Source organism: Aquibium sp. ELW1220 (genome assembly GCF_030398385.1).
In the GTDB taxonomy this organism is placed as follows: domain Bacteria; phylum Pseudomonadota; class Alphaproteobacteria; order Rhizobiales; family Rhizobiaceae; genus Aquibium.
Genome location: NZ_JAOAOQ010000040.1, coordinates 34852 through 50942, shown reverse-complemented (window position 1 = coordinate 50942; position 16091 = coordinate 34852). Strand labels below are relative to the sequence as shown.

The 16091-nt window shown below is 69.6% G+C and carries 14 protein-coding genes and 2 pseudogenes; 8 read left to right on the top strand and 8 right to left on the bottom strand.

What is annotated here, in order from left to right; translation table 11 throughout:
- Positions 1-662 (bottom strand): annotated as a pseudogene (locus N1F91_RS25225) (hypothetical protein); the annotation flags it as partial.
- 195 nt (positions 663-857) lie between these two features.
- On the opposite strand from N1F91_RS25225, the gene N1F91_RS25220 reads away from it, so the two are divergent.
- Complete coding sequence (locus N1F91_RS25220) at positions 858-1049, top strand: hypothetical protein (protein ID WP_289996261.1); 192 nt, start codon at positions 858-860, stop codon at positions 1047-1049.
- A 23-nt stretch (positions 1050-1072) separates the two neighbouring features.
- Here the strand turns inward: N1F91_RS25220 and N1F91_RS25215 are convergent, their stop codons facing one another.
- The 4 genes from N1F91_RS25215 to N1F91_RS25200 all read right to left on the bottom strand — a co-directional run bounded on the left by N1F91_RS25215 (position 1073) and on the right by N1F91_RS25200 (position 5221).
- On the bottom strand, positions 1073-1768 hold the full coding sequence (locus N1F91_RS25215) for a DUF1013 domain-containing protein (RefSeq protein WP_289996260.1): 696 nt from the start codon (positions 1766-1768) through the stop codon (positions 1073-1075).
- A 132-nt stretch (positions 1769-1900) separates the two neighbouring features.
- On the bottom strand, positions 1901-2443 hold the full coding sequence (locus N1F91_RS25210; protein ID WP_289996259.1) for a DUF1254 domain-containing protein: 543 nt from the start codon (positions 2441-2443) through the stop codon (positions 1901-1903).
- On the bottom strand, positions 2440-3021 hold the full coding sequence (locus tag N1F91_RS25205; protein WP_289996258.1) for a DUF1214 domain-containing protein: 582 nt from the start codon (positions 3019-3021) through the stop codon (positions 2440-2442). Before N1F91_RS25205 ends, N1F91_RS25210 begins: the two co-directional genes overlap by 4 nt.
- A 46-nt stretch (positions 3022-3067) precedes the next feature.
- Complete coding sequence (locus N1F91_RS25200) at positions 3068-5221, bottom strand: PBP1A family penicillin-binding protein (protein WP_289996257.1); 2154 nt, start codon at positions 5219-5221, stop codon at positions 3068-3070.
- Between the two features lie 675 nt (positions 5222-5896).
- Here N1F91_RS25200 and N1F91_RS25195 point away from each other — a divergent pair.
- From N1F91_RS25195 to N1F91_RS25185, 3 genes are all read left to right on the top strand, one after another.
- Positions 5897-6814, top strand: a complete 918-nt coding sequence (locus N1F91_RS25195) for an alpha/beta hydrolase (RefSeq protein ID WP_289996256.1) — start codon at positions 5897-5899, stop codon at positions 6812-6814.
- A 361-nt stretch (positions 6815-7175) separates the two neighbouring features.
- Positions 7176-8711, top strand: coding sequence for an ATPase domain-containing protein (locus tag N1F91_RS25190; protein WP_289996254.1), 1536 nt, complete (start codon positions 7176-7178; stop codon positions 8709-8711).
- Complete coding sequence (locus tag N1F91_RS25185; RefSeq protein WP_289996253.1) at positions 8695-9750, top strand: sensor histidine kinase; 1056 nt, start codon at positions 8695-8697, stop codon at positions 9748-9750. The genes N1F91_RS25190 and N1F91_RS25185 overlap by 17 nt, the downstream gene beginning before the upstream one ends.
- Positions 9751-9897: 147 nt before the next feature.
- On the opposite strand, the gene N1F91_RS25180 is transcribed toward N1F91_RS25185, so the two are convergent.
- Positions 9898-11193 carry a hypothetical protein gene (locus N1F91_RS25180; protein WP_289996252.1) on the bottom strand — a complete coding sequence of 432 codons (1296 nt, stop codon included), beginning with the start codon at positions 11191-11193 and terminating at the stop codon, positions 9898-9900.
- Positions 11194-11228: 35 nt separating this feature from the next.
- The gene (locus N1F91_RS25175) at positions 11229-11666 is read right to left on the bottom strand and encodes a type III secretion system chaperone (RefSeq protein WP_289996251.1); all 438 of its coding nucleotides are present in this window, start codon (positions 11664-11666) and stop codon (positions 11229-11231) included.
- Between the two features lie 425 nt (positions 11667-12091).
- On the opposite strand from N1F91_RS25175, the gene N1F91_RS25170 reads away from it, so the two are divergent.
- The 4 genes and pseudogenes from N1F91_RS25170 (at position 12092) to N1F91_RS25155 (ending at position 15673) form a co-directional block, all read left to right on the top strand.
- On the top strand, positions 12092-12808 hold the full coding sequence (locus N1F91_RS25170; RefSeq protein ID WP_289996250.1) for a hypothetical protein: 717 nt from the start codon (positions 12092-12094) through the stop codon (positions 12806-12808).
- Entirely contained in the window at positions 12729-14060 is a 1332-nt protein-coding gene (locus N1F91_RS25165) for a terminase family protein (RefSeq protein ID WP_289996249.1), read from the top strand. The genes N1F91_RS25170 and N1F91_RS25165 overlap by 80 nt, the downstream gene beginning before the upstream one ends.
- 110 nt (positions 14061-14170) lie before the next feature.
- Positions 14171-15259 (top strand): annotated as a pseudogene (locus N1F91_RS25160) (phage portal protein); the annotation flags it as partial.
- A gap of 90 nt (positions 15260-15349) precedes the next feature.
- The gene (locus N1F91_RS25155) at positions 15350-15673 is read left to right on the top strand and encodes a DUF6107 family protein (protein WP_289996246.1); all 324 of its coding nucleotides are present in this window, start codon (positions 15350-15352) and stop codon (positions 15671-15673) included.
- A 104-nt stretch (positions 15674-15777) separates the two neighbouring features.
- Here N1F91_RS25155 and N1F91_RS25150 read toward each other — a convergent pair whose 3' ends face one another.
- The gene (locus N1F91_RS25150; RefSeq protein WP_289996245.1) at positions 15778-15933 is read right to left on the bottom strand and encodes a hypothetical protein; all 156 of its coding nucleotides are present in this window, start codon (positions 15931-15933) and stop codon (positions 15778-15780) included.
- Between the last annotated feature and the right edge of the window lie 158 nt (positions 15934-16091).

Genomic DNA, 16091 nt, shown 5'->3' with positions numbered 1-16091 from the left:
GATGCCGGCGCGACCGGTGTCGCGGCGGCGGGCATGGCGGGACGGGTGACGGCGGCCGTGGCAGGACCGGCGAAAGCGGCCGCGGCCGCGGGGCGGGCTGCGGCGGCCGGGACGGCGGGGCGGGCGGGCGATGCCGGCGGAACCGGAGCGGTGGCGCTGGCAAAAACGCGGGGCGGAAGGCCGGTGCCGGCGGTACCCGTCGGGGCGGCAGGCGCGACGGGTGCATGCAGCGCGTCCTGCCCCTGCTCGGCGGCACGCACCAGCGCATGGGTGAGCGCGGCGATCGCCGGGTGCAGGTCGCCGCGGCGGGCAATCACCCGGGCATGCGCGGCGCCCTTCGCGCCGATGATGCGCACGAGGTCGGCATTGGACAGGAGCGGCGAGCGGATCAGGAGCGGCGCGCAGGTCTCGACCGGCTCCTCGCACAGGCGCTGGACGAGATCGGCGGGCGCGTGGCGCGAGTCCGACAGGACGGCGCAGGCGAAGCGGCGCGCCTCGACGGAGGTGCGATCAATGAGGGGCAGCGTGAGCTGGGCGAGCTGGGCGATCTCGCGTCGCGACGGCCGCGTCAGCGAGGTAAAGGCCGAAACCGCAGCGCGGAACAGCCGGTCCGACTTGCCGCTCTCGGTGCGAATCGCGATCTCCCGGAAAACCGATGACACTGCTACGCCTGACGCCTGACACGAACGCTGCGCCGGCGGTCGGGCGAGACGGCATGCCGTCTCTTCCCCTCCGGCGCTTCCATCCGACAGCATTAGCGGCAATGTGTTAGCGAGCTGTTAACCCTGTGGGCGGCAGTGTGTCGGCACATCGTTCGTAAGCGTACCCGCGTGCATCGACCAGGGATCGCCGGAGCCATGACCAACATCCTGATCTTCACGCCGGCCAGCGCGGCATCGCGCGCCGCGCGCCCGCGGCCGGACGAGCCGGCCGCCATCGTCATCTTCCCCGGCGTACGCTACGAGCGCGTCACCCCGCCCCCGCCCACGCGCGGAACGCCGCAGGGCAGGCGGGCGGCCGCGCGCAAGGGCACGGCCGAGCCTCGCTGAACGCGAGGGCGCCGACGAGACGATCAGTCCTCGTCTTCGTCGTCGGTGCGGGTGCGCTTCAGCGAGGTGAGCTTGGCGAAGACGGCGCTGGCGTCGAGTTCCTTCTCGCCCTCCGGCTCGGCGGGACGGCGCACCTCCAGCGTCTCGGTCATCGAGGCGGGCAGGAGCGTGTCGCCGGAAGCCGCCTGCGGCGGGAGCCCGCGCGAGGCGCGCTGCACCTCGAGATCGAGATCGATCTGCGAGCAGAGCCCGAGCGTCACCGGATCCATCGGCGCGAGGTTGGCCGAGTTCCAGTGCTTGCGCTCGCGGATCTGCTCGATGGTCGACTTGGTGGTGCCGACGAGGCGCGAGATCTGCGCGTCCTTCAGCTCGGGGTGGTTGCGCACCAGCCACAGGATGGCGTTCGGCCGGTCCTGGCGCTTCGACAGCGGCGTGTAGCGCGGCCCCTTGCGCTTCGATTCGGGGATGCGGACCTTCGGCTCCGACAGCCGCGGCCGGTAGTTCGGGTCGGCCTCGGCCTTGGCGATCTCCTCGCGCGACAGCTGGCCGGTCATTACCGGATCCTGGCCCTTGATGCCCTGCGCCGCCTCGCCGTCGGCTATGGCGCGCACCTCCAGCGGATGGAGGTGGCAGAAGAAGGCGATCTGCTCGAAGGACATGGCGGTATTGTCGACCAGCCACACGGCGGTCGCCTTGGGCATCAAGAGCTGGTTGGCCATGACTGAAGATACTCCTCTTCGTTCGCCGCGCATCCCTGCGCGGGCGGTGGATTGAGCCACCGAATAATGGGAAATCGCGCCGTCTATACAGCGTCCTGTGCCGTTTCGCAACGAAAGACGGTTTATCGTCCGTCACACCGCCTCGCAGGCTATCGACCCGAGGAAGCGCTCCACGACGGGTTCGAAGGTCGGATCGGGCCGGAAGGCGCGCACGACGACGATGCCCTGCGGATTGTCCACCTCCACGAAGATCGACCGCGCCAGCGCATCGGGAAGCTCGCGGCGCAGCTCGGTCAGCTGGGCGGAGGTGGCGACGGCGAGATCGAGCCGCCCGCCCGCGGCCGTGCGGTCGTTGAAGGAGTAGAGGTTGTAGCCGCGCCGGTCGTAGACCGACACCGACCAGAACGGCGCGCCGGCGCCGGCGGTGACATGCAGGACGCCGTGCTGGTGCAGGTCGAAGCGGCACCCGCCGCCCAGGAAGAACGGATCGGCCAGCGGCACCGGCGATCCCTCGACGGACGGCTCGAGCCTGACCGGCTGGCGCAGGTCGCCCTGCGAGGCCAGCCGCGCCCAGGCGTCGCGCTCCGACAGGACCGGCAGCAGCATCAGGATGGCGATGTGGACGATGGCCGCGCCGACGACGCCGAGGACGAGGATGTGGAAGGCCCGCGTCATTCGCAGCCGGTCCGGTAGATCAGGGGCAGTTCCACCTCGGCGGCATCCGGATTGCCGAGTGCGGGCGCATCGTAGAGCGTGAGGACGAGGTTCATCGTGCCGGCGCCGCCGGTGGACAGCCAGTTGCCCGGATGCGGTGCGGGGCTGGCCACGATCTCGAAGGAATTGTCGGCCCGGCGCAGGACCTGCATCGAATGCAGCCCCGGCCAGCGCAGCTTCTGCGCCGGCAGCGGCCTGGCCTGCGCGTCCGACGGATAGAGCGTCCAGAACCGTGCCGCGGGCAGCCGGCCCTCGATCCGGTAGCTGCAGGCCCGCCGCAGCGGCTCGCCGGCCGAATCGGCAGCCGCCAGGAAGGCCAGGCCCTCGGCCTTGCCCAGCGGCAGTTCGGCATTGCGCGAGAAACGCGCCTTGGAATAGGGGTCCGCGCCCGGCGTGCCGCGGTTCGGGAAGGCGATCCACGGGCCGACCGTCAGGCCGTCGAAGCCGGCGAGACGATCGAGCGCGACATGCACCGACGCAGCGCCACCGCCGATGGCGAGGATGAAGACGAGGCCGACGGACGACACCAGTCGCATCATCGTTCGGCTCGCCCGGCGGGTGCACTGCGCATCGACGGCCTGCCGGTCAAAGCGAGGAAAGGGTTTCGCTCTCGCCGGCCGCCGAGAGCTTCGGCGAATCGCGGAAGAGGTCCGACATGGCGCGCAGCAGCGCGGCCGTCCGCGCCGACAGCACCGGCACGCGTTCGCCGGCCTCGTCGCCCTCCGACGCGCCCTCGGCGACGACGGGCGCATCCGTCTGCTTGCCGTTCTCGTCGAGGAACGGCTTTTCGATGTAGGGGATCGGCTTCAGCTCGACGCCCTGGTGGGCGGCGGTCATCAGGCGCTGCCAGGTCATGGCCGGCAGCGAGCCGCCGGTCATGTTGCGGGTGGGCGTGAATTCGTCGTTTCCGAGCCAGACGGCGCCGGTGTAGTTGCCGGTGAAACCGACATACCACGCATCCTTGTAGGCCTGCGTCGTCCCGGTCTTGCCGGCGCTGCGGATGCCCTGCAGCGCGGCGCGGCGGGCGGTGCCGATTTCGGGAATCTGGACGAGGATCTGGTTCATGGAGGCGACCGCCTGCTCCGACAGCACGCGCTTCGGCGGCGGTGCGTCGCGGCGCCAGTCCCACACCACGTCGCCTGCATGGGTGACGAGCTGCACGATGCCGTGCCGGGTGCCGGCATAGCCGCCATTGGCGAAGACGCTGTAGCCCGTCGCCTGGTCCATCACCGTCATGCCCGAGGTGCCGAGCACCATCGTCTTGTCGGAGAACACCGGGCTCTCCACGCCCATCTCCTCGGTCAGCTTCTTGATCGGCGGGATCGACAGATGCTCCTTGGCGAGACGCACCGGCACGGTGTTGATCGACTTGATCAGCGCCGTCGACAGGGTCATGCGGCCCGAATAGCCGCGCGTGTAGTTCTTCGGCGACCAAGCGCCCCAGGTGATCGGCGCGTCGGAGATGACGCTGTCGGGCGTGAACCCTTTCTCCATGGCGGTGGCGTAGACATAGGGCTTGAAGGACGAGCCGGTCTGCCGCTGCGCCGAGGTGGCGCGGTTGAACTGCGACAGCCCGTAGTCGCGCCCGCCCACCAGCGCCCGCACCGAACCCTCGCTGTCGAGGACCACGATGGCGCCCTGCTTGACGCCGTATTCCTTGCCGTGCTGGCGCAGGTGGAATTCGAGCGCCTCCTCCGCCGCCGCCTGGATGCCGAGGTCGAGCGTCGTGCGCGCCACCAGCGAGTGGCCAGGCATGCGCTGGGCGATGCGCTTGACCTCCTCGAAGGCCCAGTCGAGGAAATAGTCGGGATTCTTGGCGCCGTCGCGGTCGACCACGGCGGCCGGCTGCCGCCGCGCGGCCAGCACCTGCCCCTCGGTGAGGAAGCCCGCCTCGACCATGTTGGTCAAAACCTGGTTGGCGCGGGCGCGCGCCGCCGGCAGGTCGATGTGCGGCGCATAGCGCGCCGGCGCCTTGAACAGGCCGGCGAGCATCGCCGCCTCGGCCAGCGTCACGTCCTTGATGCCCTTGCCGAAATAGAAGTCGGTGGCGGCCGTGATGCCGAAGGTGCCGCCGCCCATGTAGGCGCGGTCGAGATAGAGCTGGAGGATCTCCTTCTTGGAGAGGTTCATCTCCAGCCAGACGGCCAGGAACGCCTCCTTGACCTTGCGCTCCAGCGTGCGCTCGTTGGTCAAAAACAGGTTCTTGGCCAGCTGCTGGGTGATGGTGGAGCCGCCCTGGACGACGGAATTGGCCCGGACGTTCTCGGTCATGGCGCGGGCGAGGCCGAGGAAGTCGATGCCCCAGTGTGCAAAGAAGCGCCGGTCCTCGGTGGCCAGCACCGACTTGATCACCACGTCCGGCATCTCGTCCACCGGCACCGAATCGCGCTGGATCAGCCCGCGCTGGCCGATCTCGGTGCCGTTGCGGTCGAGGAAGGTGACGGCGAAATCGGCCTGAGCGCGCCAGTCGCCGGCCGTCTCCTCGAAGGCCGGCATGGCGAGCGCCAGCAGCACCACCGATCCGGCGGCCCCCAGCGTCAGCCCCTCCGAAGCCACTTCCACCACCGCCCGCTGCAGGCCGTAGACGCGGAAGCGGCGGAAGAACACGGTGATGCGCTCCCAGCGGTCGCGCAGGAAGAAGCCGGCGTCATAGAGGGTGGAATCGAGCCAGGCATCGATCTCGAGCAGCCTGGCGGCACGCGGCGTCCGCGGGTCTTTCGGTTCGAACGGGTTTTCCATGGCCTGTGGCGGTTCGACGTCCCTGGAAACGGGTTCTGTGCCGGGATGCGGGCGAATTTCGGGCGGCCGCCATTCATGCACCGGACCGGGGGCGCGGGCAAGGGGGGAGACAGGAGAGGACAGTTACATCGCCTCGTCAATGCATCGCAGGGATCGAGCCGGGAAAGGGGAATTCTCAGGAAAGCTGCACCCGCACGTGTACTTTACCACGATGCTCCTCGAGCGAAACGCGATGTACTTTCTGCCTGCGTTGCCGCGCCAGCCGCTCGGCCGCTCTCTCGATGCGGGCGTGAGCCGCGGAGATCGCCAGGCCGCTGCGAGGGCTCGCCGGTCCTGGCGCCACGTCCTTGAAGAGGAAAGTCCCGACGCCGGAGGGAACGCCATCCACCGCCCTGAGAAGCGCCGAAATCAACACGTCGTCTCCGAGCTTGCCGGGATTGAAATCGCTGTGTCGGTGGACACATGGCGGGGCGCGCGTGGGCGGGATCGTGCTTCGGTGGCGAGTGTACCTTGAGCGCGGTCGAGATATGGGACAAGCTGGGCCGCGAGTGAAGCGGGCCATGGAGTGGCAGCAATGAGCGACGTCACGCAGGCGGCCCGGCCCGGCCCGACCGGTCCCGACCGCCGCGATGAGGCGGCAGGCGGCTCGCGGCCGATCCTCTGGCGGGGCTAGCCATGCAGCCGCCGCTCACCGACATGGAGGCCCTGTTTGCGGGCTTTGCCGAGCAGCGCCTGCGCCTGCCGGACGGCACGCTGCTGCGGGTCCTCCAGGGAGGGCAGGGGCCGGCGGTGGTGTTGCTGCATGGCTGGCCGCAGACGCTCGCCGCCTGGCACCGCATCGCACCGGTGCTCGCCGCCTCGGGCTACCGGGTCGTCGTGCCGGACCTGCCCGGCTACGGCCAGAGCGAGCCGGCTGCGGGCGCCGACGTGGCGCGGGAACCGCCGCGCCGGACCATCGCCGCCTGCATCGACGCGCTCATGGACAGTCTGGGGCACGCGCGATACGCGGTCGTCGGGCATGATCGCGGCGCGCGGGCGGGATACCGGCTGGCGCTCGATGTCCCGCAGCGCGTCGCGGGATACGCCTCGCTGACCGTCGTGCCGACACTCGACATCTGGGACGGTATCGACGGACAGCGGGGACTGCGCGGGCCGCACTGGTTCTTCTTCACGCAGCCGCCCGACCTGCTGGAGCGCCTGCTCGGCCCCGATCCGGGCGCCTATCTCGACCATATGCTCGGGCAGTTGGCGGGTGGACAAGGCCTGCTCGATGCCCGCGCGGTGGCGGATTACCACGCCGCCATCGCTCGTTCCGGCCGGCGCAGCGCGATGTTTGCCGACTACGGCGTCGGGCTCGGCATCGATGTCGAGCACGAACGCGCCGACCGGGCGGCCGGACGCAGGATCGCATGCCCGGTCCTGTACTGCTGGCCGGCGGGCGCCGACGGCGGCGATCCGCTCGCGGCATGGCGCGCCTGGGCCGACGACGTATCCGGCGCTTCCGTCGGCGGCGGACATCTGATGCCAGAACGCGCGCCCGACGAGGTGCTGCGCGTGCTGCTGCCCTTCCTCCAGCGCTGCCGCTTCAGCTGAACGACCCGGCCCGACGACCGCTCCTCGCGCATCGAGGGGCGACGGGGGACGTTCACATCGCCGCTAGACCGTCCCGTGGCCGGACCGCGGGGACGGCGGCCGGCGCGGGATGATGCGCCGTGCAGGGGACGCCCGCAGCCGCCGGCTGCGCGCTCGCCCGGGCGCCGCCGGGCAAGGGAACCCGGGGCGGGCGGCGGCATTATGGGACGGATCGGACGGTGCTGGCGCCGTCGGATCGGAAGGAAGGCCGACCCGGACCAGACAATGACCGGCCGGCCGAAACCAACCCAGCGGACCGGACCGTCGCACCGACGGCCGGACCGGACAGCATGGAGCCGCCCTCATCACGCCGTCCCAACACATGCCGAAGCCCGATGTTCCCGAGGCCGTGAACCCGCATGATCCGCGGATCTCCACCGGCACCGAAGGCCTGGACATCGTCCTGGGCGGCGGGCTGACGCCGGCCCGGGTCTATCTCGTCGAAGGCGCGCCCGGATCCGGCAAGACGACGCTGGCGCTGCAGTTCCTGTTCGAAGGTGCCGCGCGCGGCGAGCGCTGCCTGTACATCACCCTGTCGGAAACCCGCGACGAGCTGTCGGCGATCGCGATGTCGCATGGCTGGGATCTCGACAGCATCGAACTGTTCGAGCTGTCGGCGGTGCAGGAGATCCTGGGCGACGGGCGGGAACAGACGATCCTGCACCCCTGGGAGGTGGAGCTGTCGGCGACCGTCGACATGATCATGGAACGGGTGGAGGCGGTGCGGCCGACGCGGCTGGTCTTCGACAGCCTGTCCGAACTGCGGCTGCTGGCGCAGGATTCGCTGCGCTACCGCCGCCAGGTGCTGGGCCTGAAACAGTATTTCTCGGGCAAGGCGATCACCGTGCTTTTGGTCGACGACATGACCACCAGCGCCGGCGGGCGCGACAACCACCTGCACTCGATCGCCCATGGCGTGGTGACGCTGGAGCGCGACACGCTGGACTTCGGCGCGGCGCGCCGGCGCTGCCAGGTGCAGAAGATGCGCGGCATCCGCTTCTCGGCCGGCTATCACGACATGACCATCGAGACCGGCAAGCTGCGGGTGTTTCCAAGCCTGATCGCGTCGCAGCACGGCAGGCCCTTTTCCGGCGAACGGGTGGGCAGCGGCATCGCCACGCTGGACGGGCTGATGGAGGGCGGCCCGATGCGCGGGACGAGCGTGCTCCTGACCGGCCCCGCCGGCAGCGGCAAGACGACGGTGGCCTTCAGCTACGCGCTGGCGGCCTGCGCCCGCGGCGAGCCGGCGACGGTCTACGAATTCGACGAGCGGATCGGCACGCTGATGGCGCGCGCCCGGGCGATGAACCAGGATCCGCAGCCCTATCTGGACAGCGGGCTCCTGAAGATCGTGCAGGTGGACCCGGCCGACATCACGCCCGGCCACTTCGCCTGGATGGTCCGCCAGGAGGTGGAGACGCGCGGCGTGCGCGTGATCGTGCTCGACAGCATGAACGGATACCTGACCTCCATGCCGCAGGAAAAGCAGCTCCTGCTGCAGCTGCACGAACTCCTGTCCTATCTCAGCCAGGAAGGCGTGCTGACGCTGCTGATCAACCCGCAATCGGGGCTGGTGGGCTCGATGACGAGCAGCCACGTGAACATCTCCTACATCGCCGACGTGGTGATGCTGTTCCGCTTCTTCGAGGCCAGGGGCCGCATCCGCAAGGCGATGTCGGTTCTGAAGAACCGCGGCGGCGCGCACGAGGACGTCATCCGCGAACTGCTGATCGACGGTGGCGGCATCCGGGTCGGCAACGGGCTGACCGACTTCAACGGCGTTCTCACCGGCACGCCGCACTATGTCGGCGACGAGGACAGGCTGATGGAACACCGGTCGGATGCAGCCGCAGAGTGAGACGGTGCACATCCTGGCACCCGCGGGCCGGGACGCCGAGAACATCCGCGCCACGCTGGCCGCGCACGGGCTGACCGGCCTTCCCATCGGCACTCTGGCAGAACTGGCGGCGGCGCTGTGCGACGACACCGGCGCGATCCTGATGACCGAGGAGGCAGCCGCGCGCGGCGACTGGGGCGGCCTCGTTTCGGCCATCGAGGCGCAGCCCGCCTGGTCGGCCTATCCCTTCATCTTCATCGTCAGCCGCAGGCAGTCGATGTCGGAGCAGATGCAGCTACGGCGCATGATGCCGGTCGAGATCGTCAACATGATCACGCTGGAACGGCCGATGAGTTCGCAAAGCCTCGTCAGTGCGGTGCGCTGGGCGCTGAACGGGCGGCGCCGGCAATACCAGGTGCGTGACCATCTCGTGGAGCTGGAGGCGGCCGCGGACCGCCAGCGCCTGATGACGCGCGAACTCGCGCACCGGGTGAAGAACACCATCGCCGTGCTGCAGTCGATCGCCTCGCAGACGCTGCGCCGTGCCGGCGGGCTGGAGGAGGTCGAGCGGCTGCTGCTCGAACGCTTCTCGGCCCTGGCCCGCGCGCACGACCTCCTGCTGTCGACGGACTTCCAGCGCTCCGACTTCCGCCTGCTGCTCGACGCGACGCTGTCGGTGCACCTCGTGGAAGAGGGCCGCATGCGCATCGAGGGGCCGGACGTCGACTTCTCGCCGCAGGCCGCGCTGACCTTCGCGCTGGTGGTGCACGAACTGGCTACCAACGCGATGAAATACGGCGCGCTCAGCCATCCAGGCGGTGCGATCGACATCGCCTGGTGCGTGGCGCGCGACGGCGGCGAGCCGCGCTTCGATTTCCGCTGGAAGGAGACGACCGGCAAACCGGTTGCCGGCGCCGGCAGCGCAGGCTTCGGCACGCGGCTGATCAAGGCCAGCCTCGGCGCGATCGGCGAGGTGTCGAGCACCTATGCGGAGCAGGGACTGGTGCTGACCTTCTCCGCGCCGCTGGGTGCGCTGACGCATGGCGTGGTGGCGGGCTGAGCGGCCGGACCCGCGGCGTGCGAGGAGAGAGGACCGCGCTTCGACAGCGGCAATCCGTCCAGACGGGCGCCTCGACCGCAACTCGACCCGCCGATAGCGACAGCGGCCACGGTCGCCGCTCCGGCTCGATCGGGTCGGATGTCTAACTTAGTTGGTCATCAGGACACCGTCTTCGAAGCCCTGGTGGTTCTTGACCGCCTGCATGATGTTCTCGGGAACGTCGTCCGGCTTCCTGAACTCCGTCTTCTGGACCGAGCCGCTCGTGAAGCTGCCCGACATGGGATGATTGGCGACGGCCGTGATGATCGATTGCAAAACAGTCTCGGTCTTCTTGGCGATGATGTTCGTCTCGCCAGCGTAGGCGTAGAACGTCATGCCGCGCGCGTCCTGCGGGAATCCCGCGCCGATGCCGCTGAGCAGGCCCAACAGATCGCGAACCTCCTGCGATTTCAGCGTCTTCGAGAGCTTGGCAACCTCATGATCGTCAAGGCGCAGGATGCCGGTTGCGATCGCGGTGCTGATGTAGGACGTGGTCTGGTCGGGATCGAGCTTTTTCATCTTCAAGGTGAATTCACTGAGGATCGAGGCTTCCTCCATCTCCAGACCGATGGAGTGCATCAGCTCCTTGATGTTGCCGCAGAGGCTGTCGGCGTCGCCGAGATCGGTGGTGCGCAGAAAGTCGACCACGCGAGCGGACGAATCCACGGCACGGTTGTACACTTCCGGCAGGGTTTTGTCGTTCCGGTCCACGGGAGCGGTGGCGACCTCCTTGAGGACGCGGGAGAAATCGACGCCGGTCAGGCTCGTCTTGTGGGCGAAGCCGATGACCCGCTCAAGCAGCGGACGATCCTTGAAGCGCAGCGATCCGTCGACGTTCTGCTCGTGCTTGCGCAATCCGTCGATCAGCCCGCCGATCAGGTCGGACATGACTTCTTTCGCGCTCTCGCCCCCGATCGGCGGAAGGTTGGGCGGTCGCCTGGCGATGGTCTGCTCGACGAGGACCCTGGTCGCTTCGAGGAGCTTGGGATGGATCGGCGCCGTGAACTTCTTTTCGAGCGCGACCTGTTTCACGGTGGCGTCGAAGTCCCGCACCGTCGCCTTGGCCATGGTCTCGTTCTGCTTGCCGACCCTCGCGGTGTAGGTCTCGGCCCGCTTGATCCAGACGGCGACATCGCCGACGGTCAGCGCGCGGCCCGGAGCCATTTTCAGGCGTTTCACGTCGAAACCCTCGCCATAGGTCTCCGTCAGCGACTTGGCGAGTTCGTTGCGCGCAGTCTGGTTCTGGGCGACGTATTCCTTGCGGTTCTTGACCCATTCGACGAAACGGCCGCCGCTCGTCAGCCCGGCCTTGGGCTCGACGTCGCCATATTTGTTCACGCCGGTGGTGACGCGGGCGTCACGGGAGGCTTCCTGCACGAGTCGCGTGAAATTCTCGATCTTCATGGTGAATCCCTCTCATCCGCGCTTGGCGCGATTCGTCAGATCTTGATCCAGTCCTCGCTTGGCGCCTGGTGCGCCCCGGCCTCGGGCTCCGGCGCCGTGTCGAAACCCGCGCGAAAGCGTTCGAGGACGGTGACGAACCGGTCGAAATCGGAGTGCAGCCGGCCGCTGCGCAAGGCCTCCGTGTCGAGCCGGTGCGACAGCACGACGAGGTCGCCACCCGGCTCCAGGCCGAGGCAGAACCCGTCGGTCGACTGCCCGAGATGGTTGAGCTCGAGCACCCGTCGCAGCGACGTCTCGGACGACCCGACCTCGCCGGCGGCCGCAAACATCACCACGCTGCCCCTGACCCGGTCGAGCGCGAGCGTGATCAGATGGTCCTGAACGACGAGCAGCAGTTCGTCGTCGGCGATCTCCGCCTCGGCCAGGCCGATGGTCTTGCAGAAATCCAGCACGCCCAGGTCCAGAGGGTCCATAACGCCATCTCGCTCCCGTTCAGTTTCCGCAACGCTAGCAGAGAGCGCTTGCGCAGAGAGTATCGACCGGCACGGAGAGGCCGCATTGCCGGAGCCGTGCCGCGCCATTCCTTCGGCTGCGAGGACATCCGGCGGTCATTGCCGCGGGCCAGTTCTCGGGACCACGCGAAAGCGGCGCCTGGCCTTTTTCGGCAAGCACCGTTCTGCCGGACTGCCCGACCGGTCTCCCGGCTTCTTCCGCGCCCGTGCCTCATCGCGGCCTGGTGCAGGAAAATAGGAAAATAGTCCTTGACGGCGTGACGGTGATCCTGTAGGGTTTCGCTATCGTCGGAAAATTGCGCCTGAAGAGCGCTGCCCGGGCCGGAAGGCCAGGGTGGCCCGGCTGGCTGCCGGCGGATCCATCAGGACCATGTCGAGGAGAGGCCATGCCGCGCGGAACGGTGCTGCAGTGGATGGCGGCGCGCGCGCTCTGCGAAGGCGCGCCTTCGACGGTGGGGCGGGTCGCGGCGCTGATGGGTGTCGACGCCGGCGCGGTCCTTGCGCGGTCGGTCGCCGAGGACTGGCAGTGCATCGACTGGAGCCTTTCGCAGGTGCAGGCGCTGCTGCGCCAGATCATCGCCGCCAGCGCCGCAAGAGAGGCGCAGCACGAGCGCGCCGGACCGGTGCCGCCCGGGCCGGACGCGGCGGCCTGCGACGCGGGGGCGGATCGGACCGACGGCGCCGTCGGACGCATCGAATTTGCCCCGACGGATCAGGGACCGGACGGGCCGGCCGCCGTGACGTCGGCGTGGCAGGCCGGCGCGGCGGGTCCGGACCGGCCGCCGCGCGATGCAGTCGACGCGGCGTCCGTGCTGGCCGGCGCAAGCGCCTTCGTGATCAGCCAGATGGCGGCGCTGATCGAGCGCGCCGAATGCAGCGACACAGGCCTGGACAAGAAGGAGATCGACGGCCTCTCGGCCTTCGCCGGCATGTTGGAACGCTGGGAAGCCCGCGCGCTGGATCGGGTGCAGGAAGAAGAGACCACGAGTGACGAAGATCTCGCCCGATACGTCCGCGACGTCAATGAGCGCATCGTCCACCTGGCTGCGCTCGAAGCTCGCCGGCTCCTCGCCGCCGGTTTTCGCCCGCAGGACGACGCCTAGGCGCTACCTCGAGAGCTGGGCCGGGCAGGCCAGGCACGCGCAGTATCCGCTGTGGCGGCTTCTGCCGCACGCGCGCGCCGGCTGGATGGTGATCGGCGGCCGCGGCGCCGGCAAGACGCGGCTGGGCGCCGAATGGGTGCACGGCGTGGCCTGCGGCCTGTCGCCCTACGCGCATGAGACGCATGGCTCGATCGCCCTGGTGGGCGAGACGCTGTCGGACGTGCGCGAGGTGATGATCGAGGGACCGTCCGGCATCCGCACGATTGCAAGACAGGACCGTCCCCGCTTCGAGGCATCGCGGAGGCGGCTGGTGTGGGACCGCTCCGGCGCGGTGGCGCAGATGTTCTCGGCCGAGGATCCCGACAGCCTGCGCGGCCCGCAATTCGCCGCCGCCTGGTGCGACGAACTGGCCAAGTGGACGCACATGGACGCGACCTTCGACATGCTGCAGTTCGGCCTGCGGCTGGGACGGCGGCCGCTGCAGCTCATCACCACGACGCCGAGGCCGGTCGAGCTGGTGCGCCGGCTGATGGCCGACCCGGCCTTCGAGCTGACGCGCATGACCACGCGCGACAATGCCAGGAACCTCGCTGCCGATTTCATCGCCGCCGTCGAGGCGCGCTATGCCGGCACGAGCCTCGGCCGGCAGGAACTCCAGGGCGAGCTGATCGAGGACCGTTCCGATGCCTTGTGGGCGCGTGCGCGGGTGGAAGCGGCGCTGGCGCCGGACCTGGCCCGCCGCCCGCTGTCGCGCATCGTCGTGGCGGTGGACCCTCCGGCCGGCTCGCGGCGCAGTTCGGATGCCTGCGGCATCGTGGCGGCGGGCCTGGCCAGGCCCGACCTGGCGCTGGTGCTGGCGGATGCGACGGTGCAGGGGCTGACGCCGCAAGGCTGGGCTGCGTGCGCCGTGGCGCTGTTCCACCAGCTGGAGGCCGACTGCATCGTCGCCGAGGTGAACCAGGGCGGTGACATGGTGGCGGCGGTGATCCGCAGCGTCGATGCGACGGTGCCGGTGCGCAGCGTGCGGGCGAGCCGCAGCAAATGGGTGCGCGCAGAGCCCGTGGCCGCTCTCTACGAGCAGGGCCGCGTCCGACACGCCGCGCGCTTTCCGGCGCTGGAGGACGAGATGTGCGACTTCGGCCCGGACGGGCTGTCGTCGGGCCGCTCGCCCGACCGGCTCGACGCGCTGGTGTGGGCGATCAGCGAGCTGATGCTGCGCGGCGGCGGCGAGCCCCGCGTGCGGACGATCTGAAGCAGCCGAACCAACCCGACAGGATGGAGACCTCCATGCGATTGACCTGGCCGTGGCCGCGCCCGCGAACGACCCCGCGCGCCGGTGCTCCGGAGCACAAGCAGACGGCCGGCTTCGTGGCGCTGCACATGGCCGGCGAGGCGCGCTGGACGCGGCGCGACTATGCCGGCCTCGCCCGCGAGGGCTACATGAGCAATCCCGTCGCCCATCGGGCCGTCAAGCTGGTGGCGGAGGCCGTGGCCGGCCTGCAGCTGCTGGCCTACGAGGACGGACAGGAGCGCGCCGATCATCCGGCGCTGGCGCTGATGGCGCGGCCGAACGCGCGCCAGTCGGGCGCGGAGTTCCTGGAGACGCTGCACGGCCATCTGCTGATTGCCGGCAACGCCTATGTCGAGATGAGTTCGGGGCTGCACGGATCGACCGAGATGCATCTCCTGCGCCCGGACCAGGTGACGGTGGCCTGCGACGGCGCCGGCTGGCCGCAGGCGCTGGACTACCAGGCCGCCGGTACCCGCCGCCGCATCCCGCTCGGCGCCGATGGAGCGGCGCTGCATCTGGCGCTGTTCCATCCGCTCGACGAGCATCGCGGCTTCCCGCCGCTGGAGGCGGCGATGGCCGCGCTCGACACCCACAACGCCGCCGCATGCTGGAACAAGGCGCTGCTCGACAATTCGGCCCGGCCGTCCGGCGCCCTGATCTATGCGCCCAAGGACGGCGGCAGCCTGACCGAAGAGCAGTTCGACCGGCTGAAGACCGAGCTGGACCGGAATTCGGGCGCATCCCGCGCCGGCCGTCCGCTGCTGCTCGACGGCGGCCTGGACTGGAAGGCGATGGGCCTGACGCCGCGCGACATGGACTTCACCGAGGCCCGCAACGGCGCCGCCCGCGACATCGCGCTGGCGCTCGGCGTGCCGCCCATGCTGCTCGGCATCCCCGGCGATGCGACCTACGCCAACTACGCCGAAGCCAACCGCTCCTTCTTCCGCCTGACCGTGCTGCCGATGGCCGGCCGCACGCTTGCCGCCCTGTCCCGCCTGCTCGACCGGTCGGGCCGGCTGAAGCTCTGGTACGACCTCGACGCCATCGGCGCGCTGGCCCCCGAACGCGAGGCGCTGTGGCAGCGCGTGAGCGCGGCGGGGTTCCTGACCGACGACGAGAAGCGGGAGGCGGTGGGGTATGGGGGAGGGAGTAGCGAATAGCGAATGGCGAATGGCGAGTGGTGGATAGGGAATAGGGGCGGGGCGTTCGGGCGCCGCGCCCAGTCAACCAGGGGCAACGGAACCATGTCCATGACCGAGTTTTCAGAGGCCGCCTGGATATGGGCTGCGAAGGGAGCGGGGGCTGTTGCAGGTTCCGCGATCTCGCTGGCCTACATCCTGCCGCGCGGGCGGCGCGAAGCGGCGATCCGCTTTGCGGTGGGCACGGCCTGCGGGCTGGTGTTCGGCGGCGCGGCGGGGCTGAAGATCGTCGCCGAACTCGGCATCGCAGGGGCGATCGGGCCGGCTGAGACCATGCTGCTCGGCGCGGCGGCGGCAAGCCTCACCGCCTGGTGGGCGCTGGGCTTCGTGATGCGGGCGTTCAGGCGCGGCAGCCGGGTGCGCGACGGCGGCTGAGGTGACGCGGCCCGCGGTGCGGGCGGCTGTCCGGCGGCGAATTCACGCGGCGGCTCTGCGGATGCACGGGCCGGGCGGTGGGGCGGGCCGTCCGGCGCCGCGGCTCACCAGAGCCAGACGACCAGGCCGATCAGCAGGACCCATAGCAGCAGGCTGATGCCGACGGCGGCGATGCGGACATGGGCCGGACGGATCTGCTCGACGTCGAGACGCAAACGCCTGGCGATCGCTCCGGTCCCGATGGACGAAGCACCGCTCATGCGTGAGTGACGCCACCCGGCAGACCAGTCACGGTAGCTCATTCGATATTGCTTTCTCGCCTCGGTTGCCGGGGCCACTGATACACCAAACAATCGATATCATATCATTTCCTTGCCAACAATGCTGTGCAAGCCGCCGAGGCGGCGGCGCGCACAGG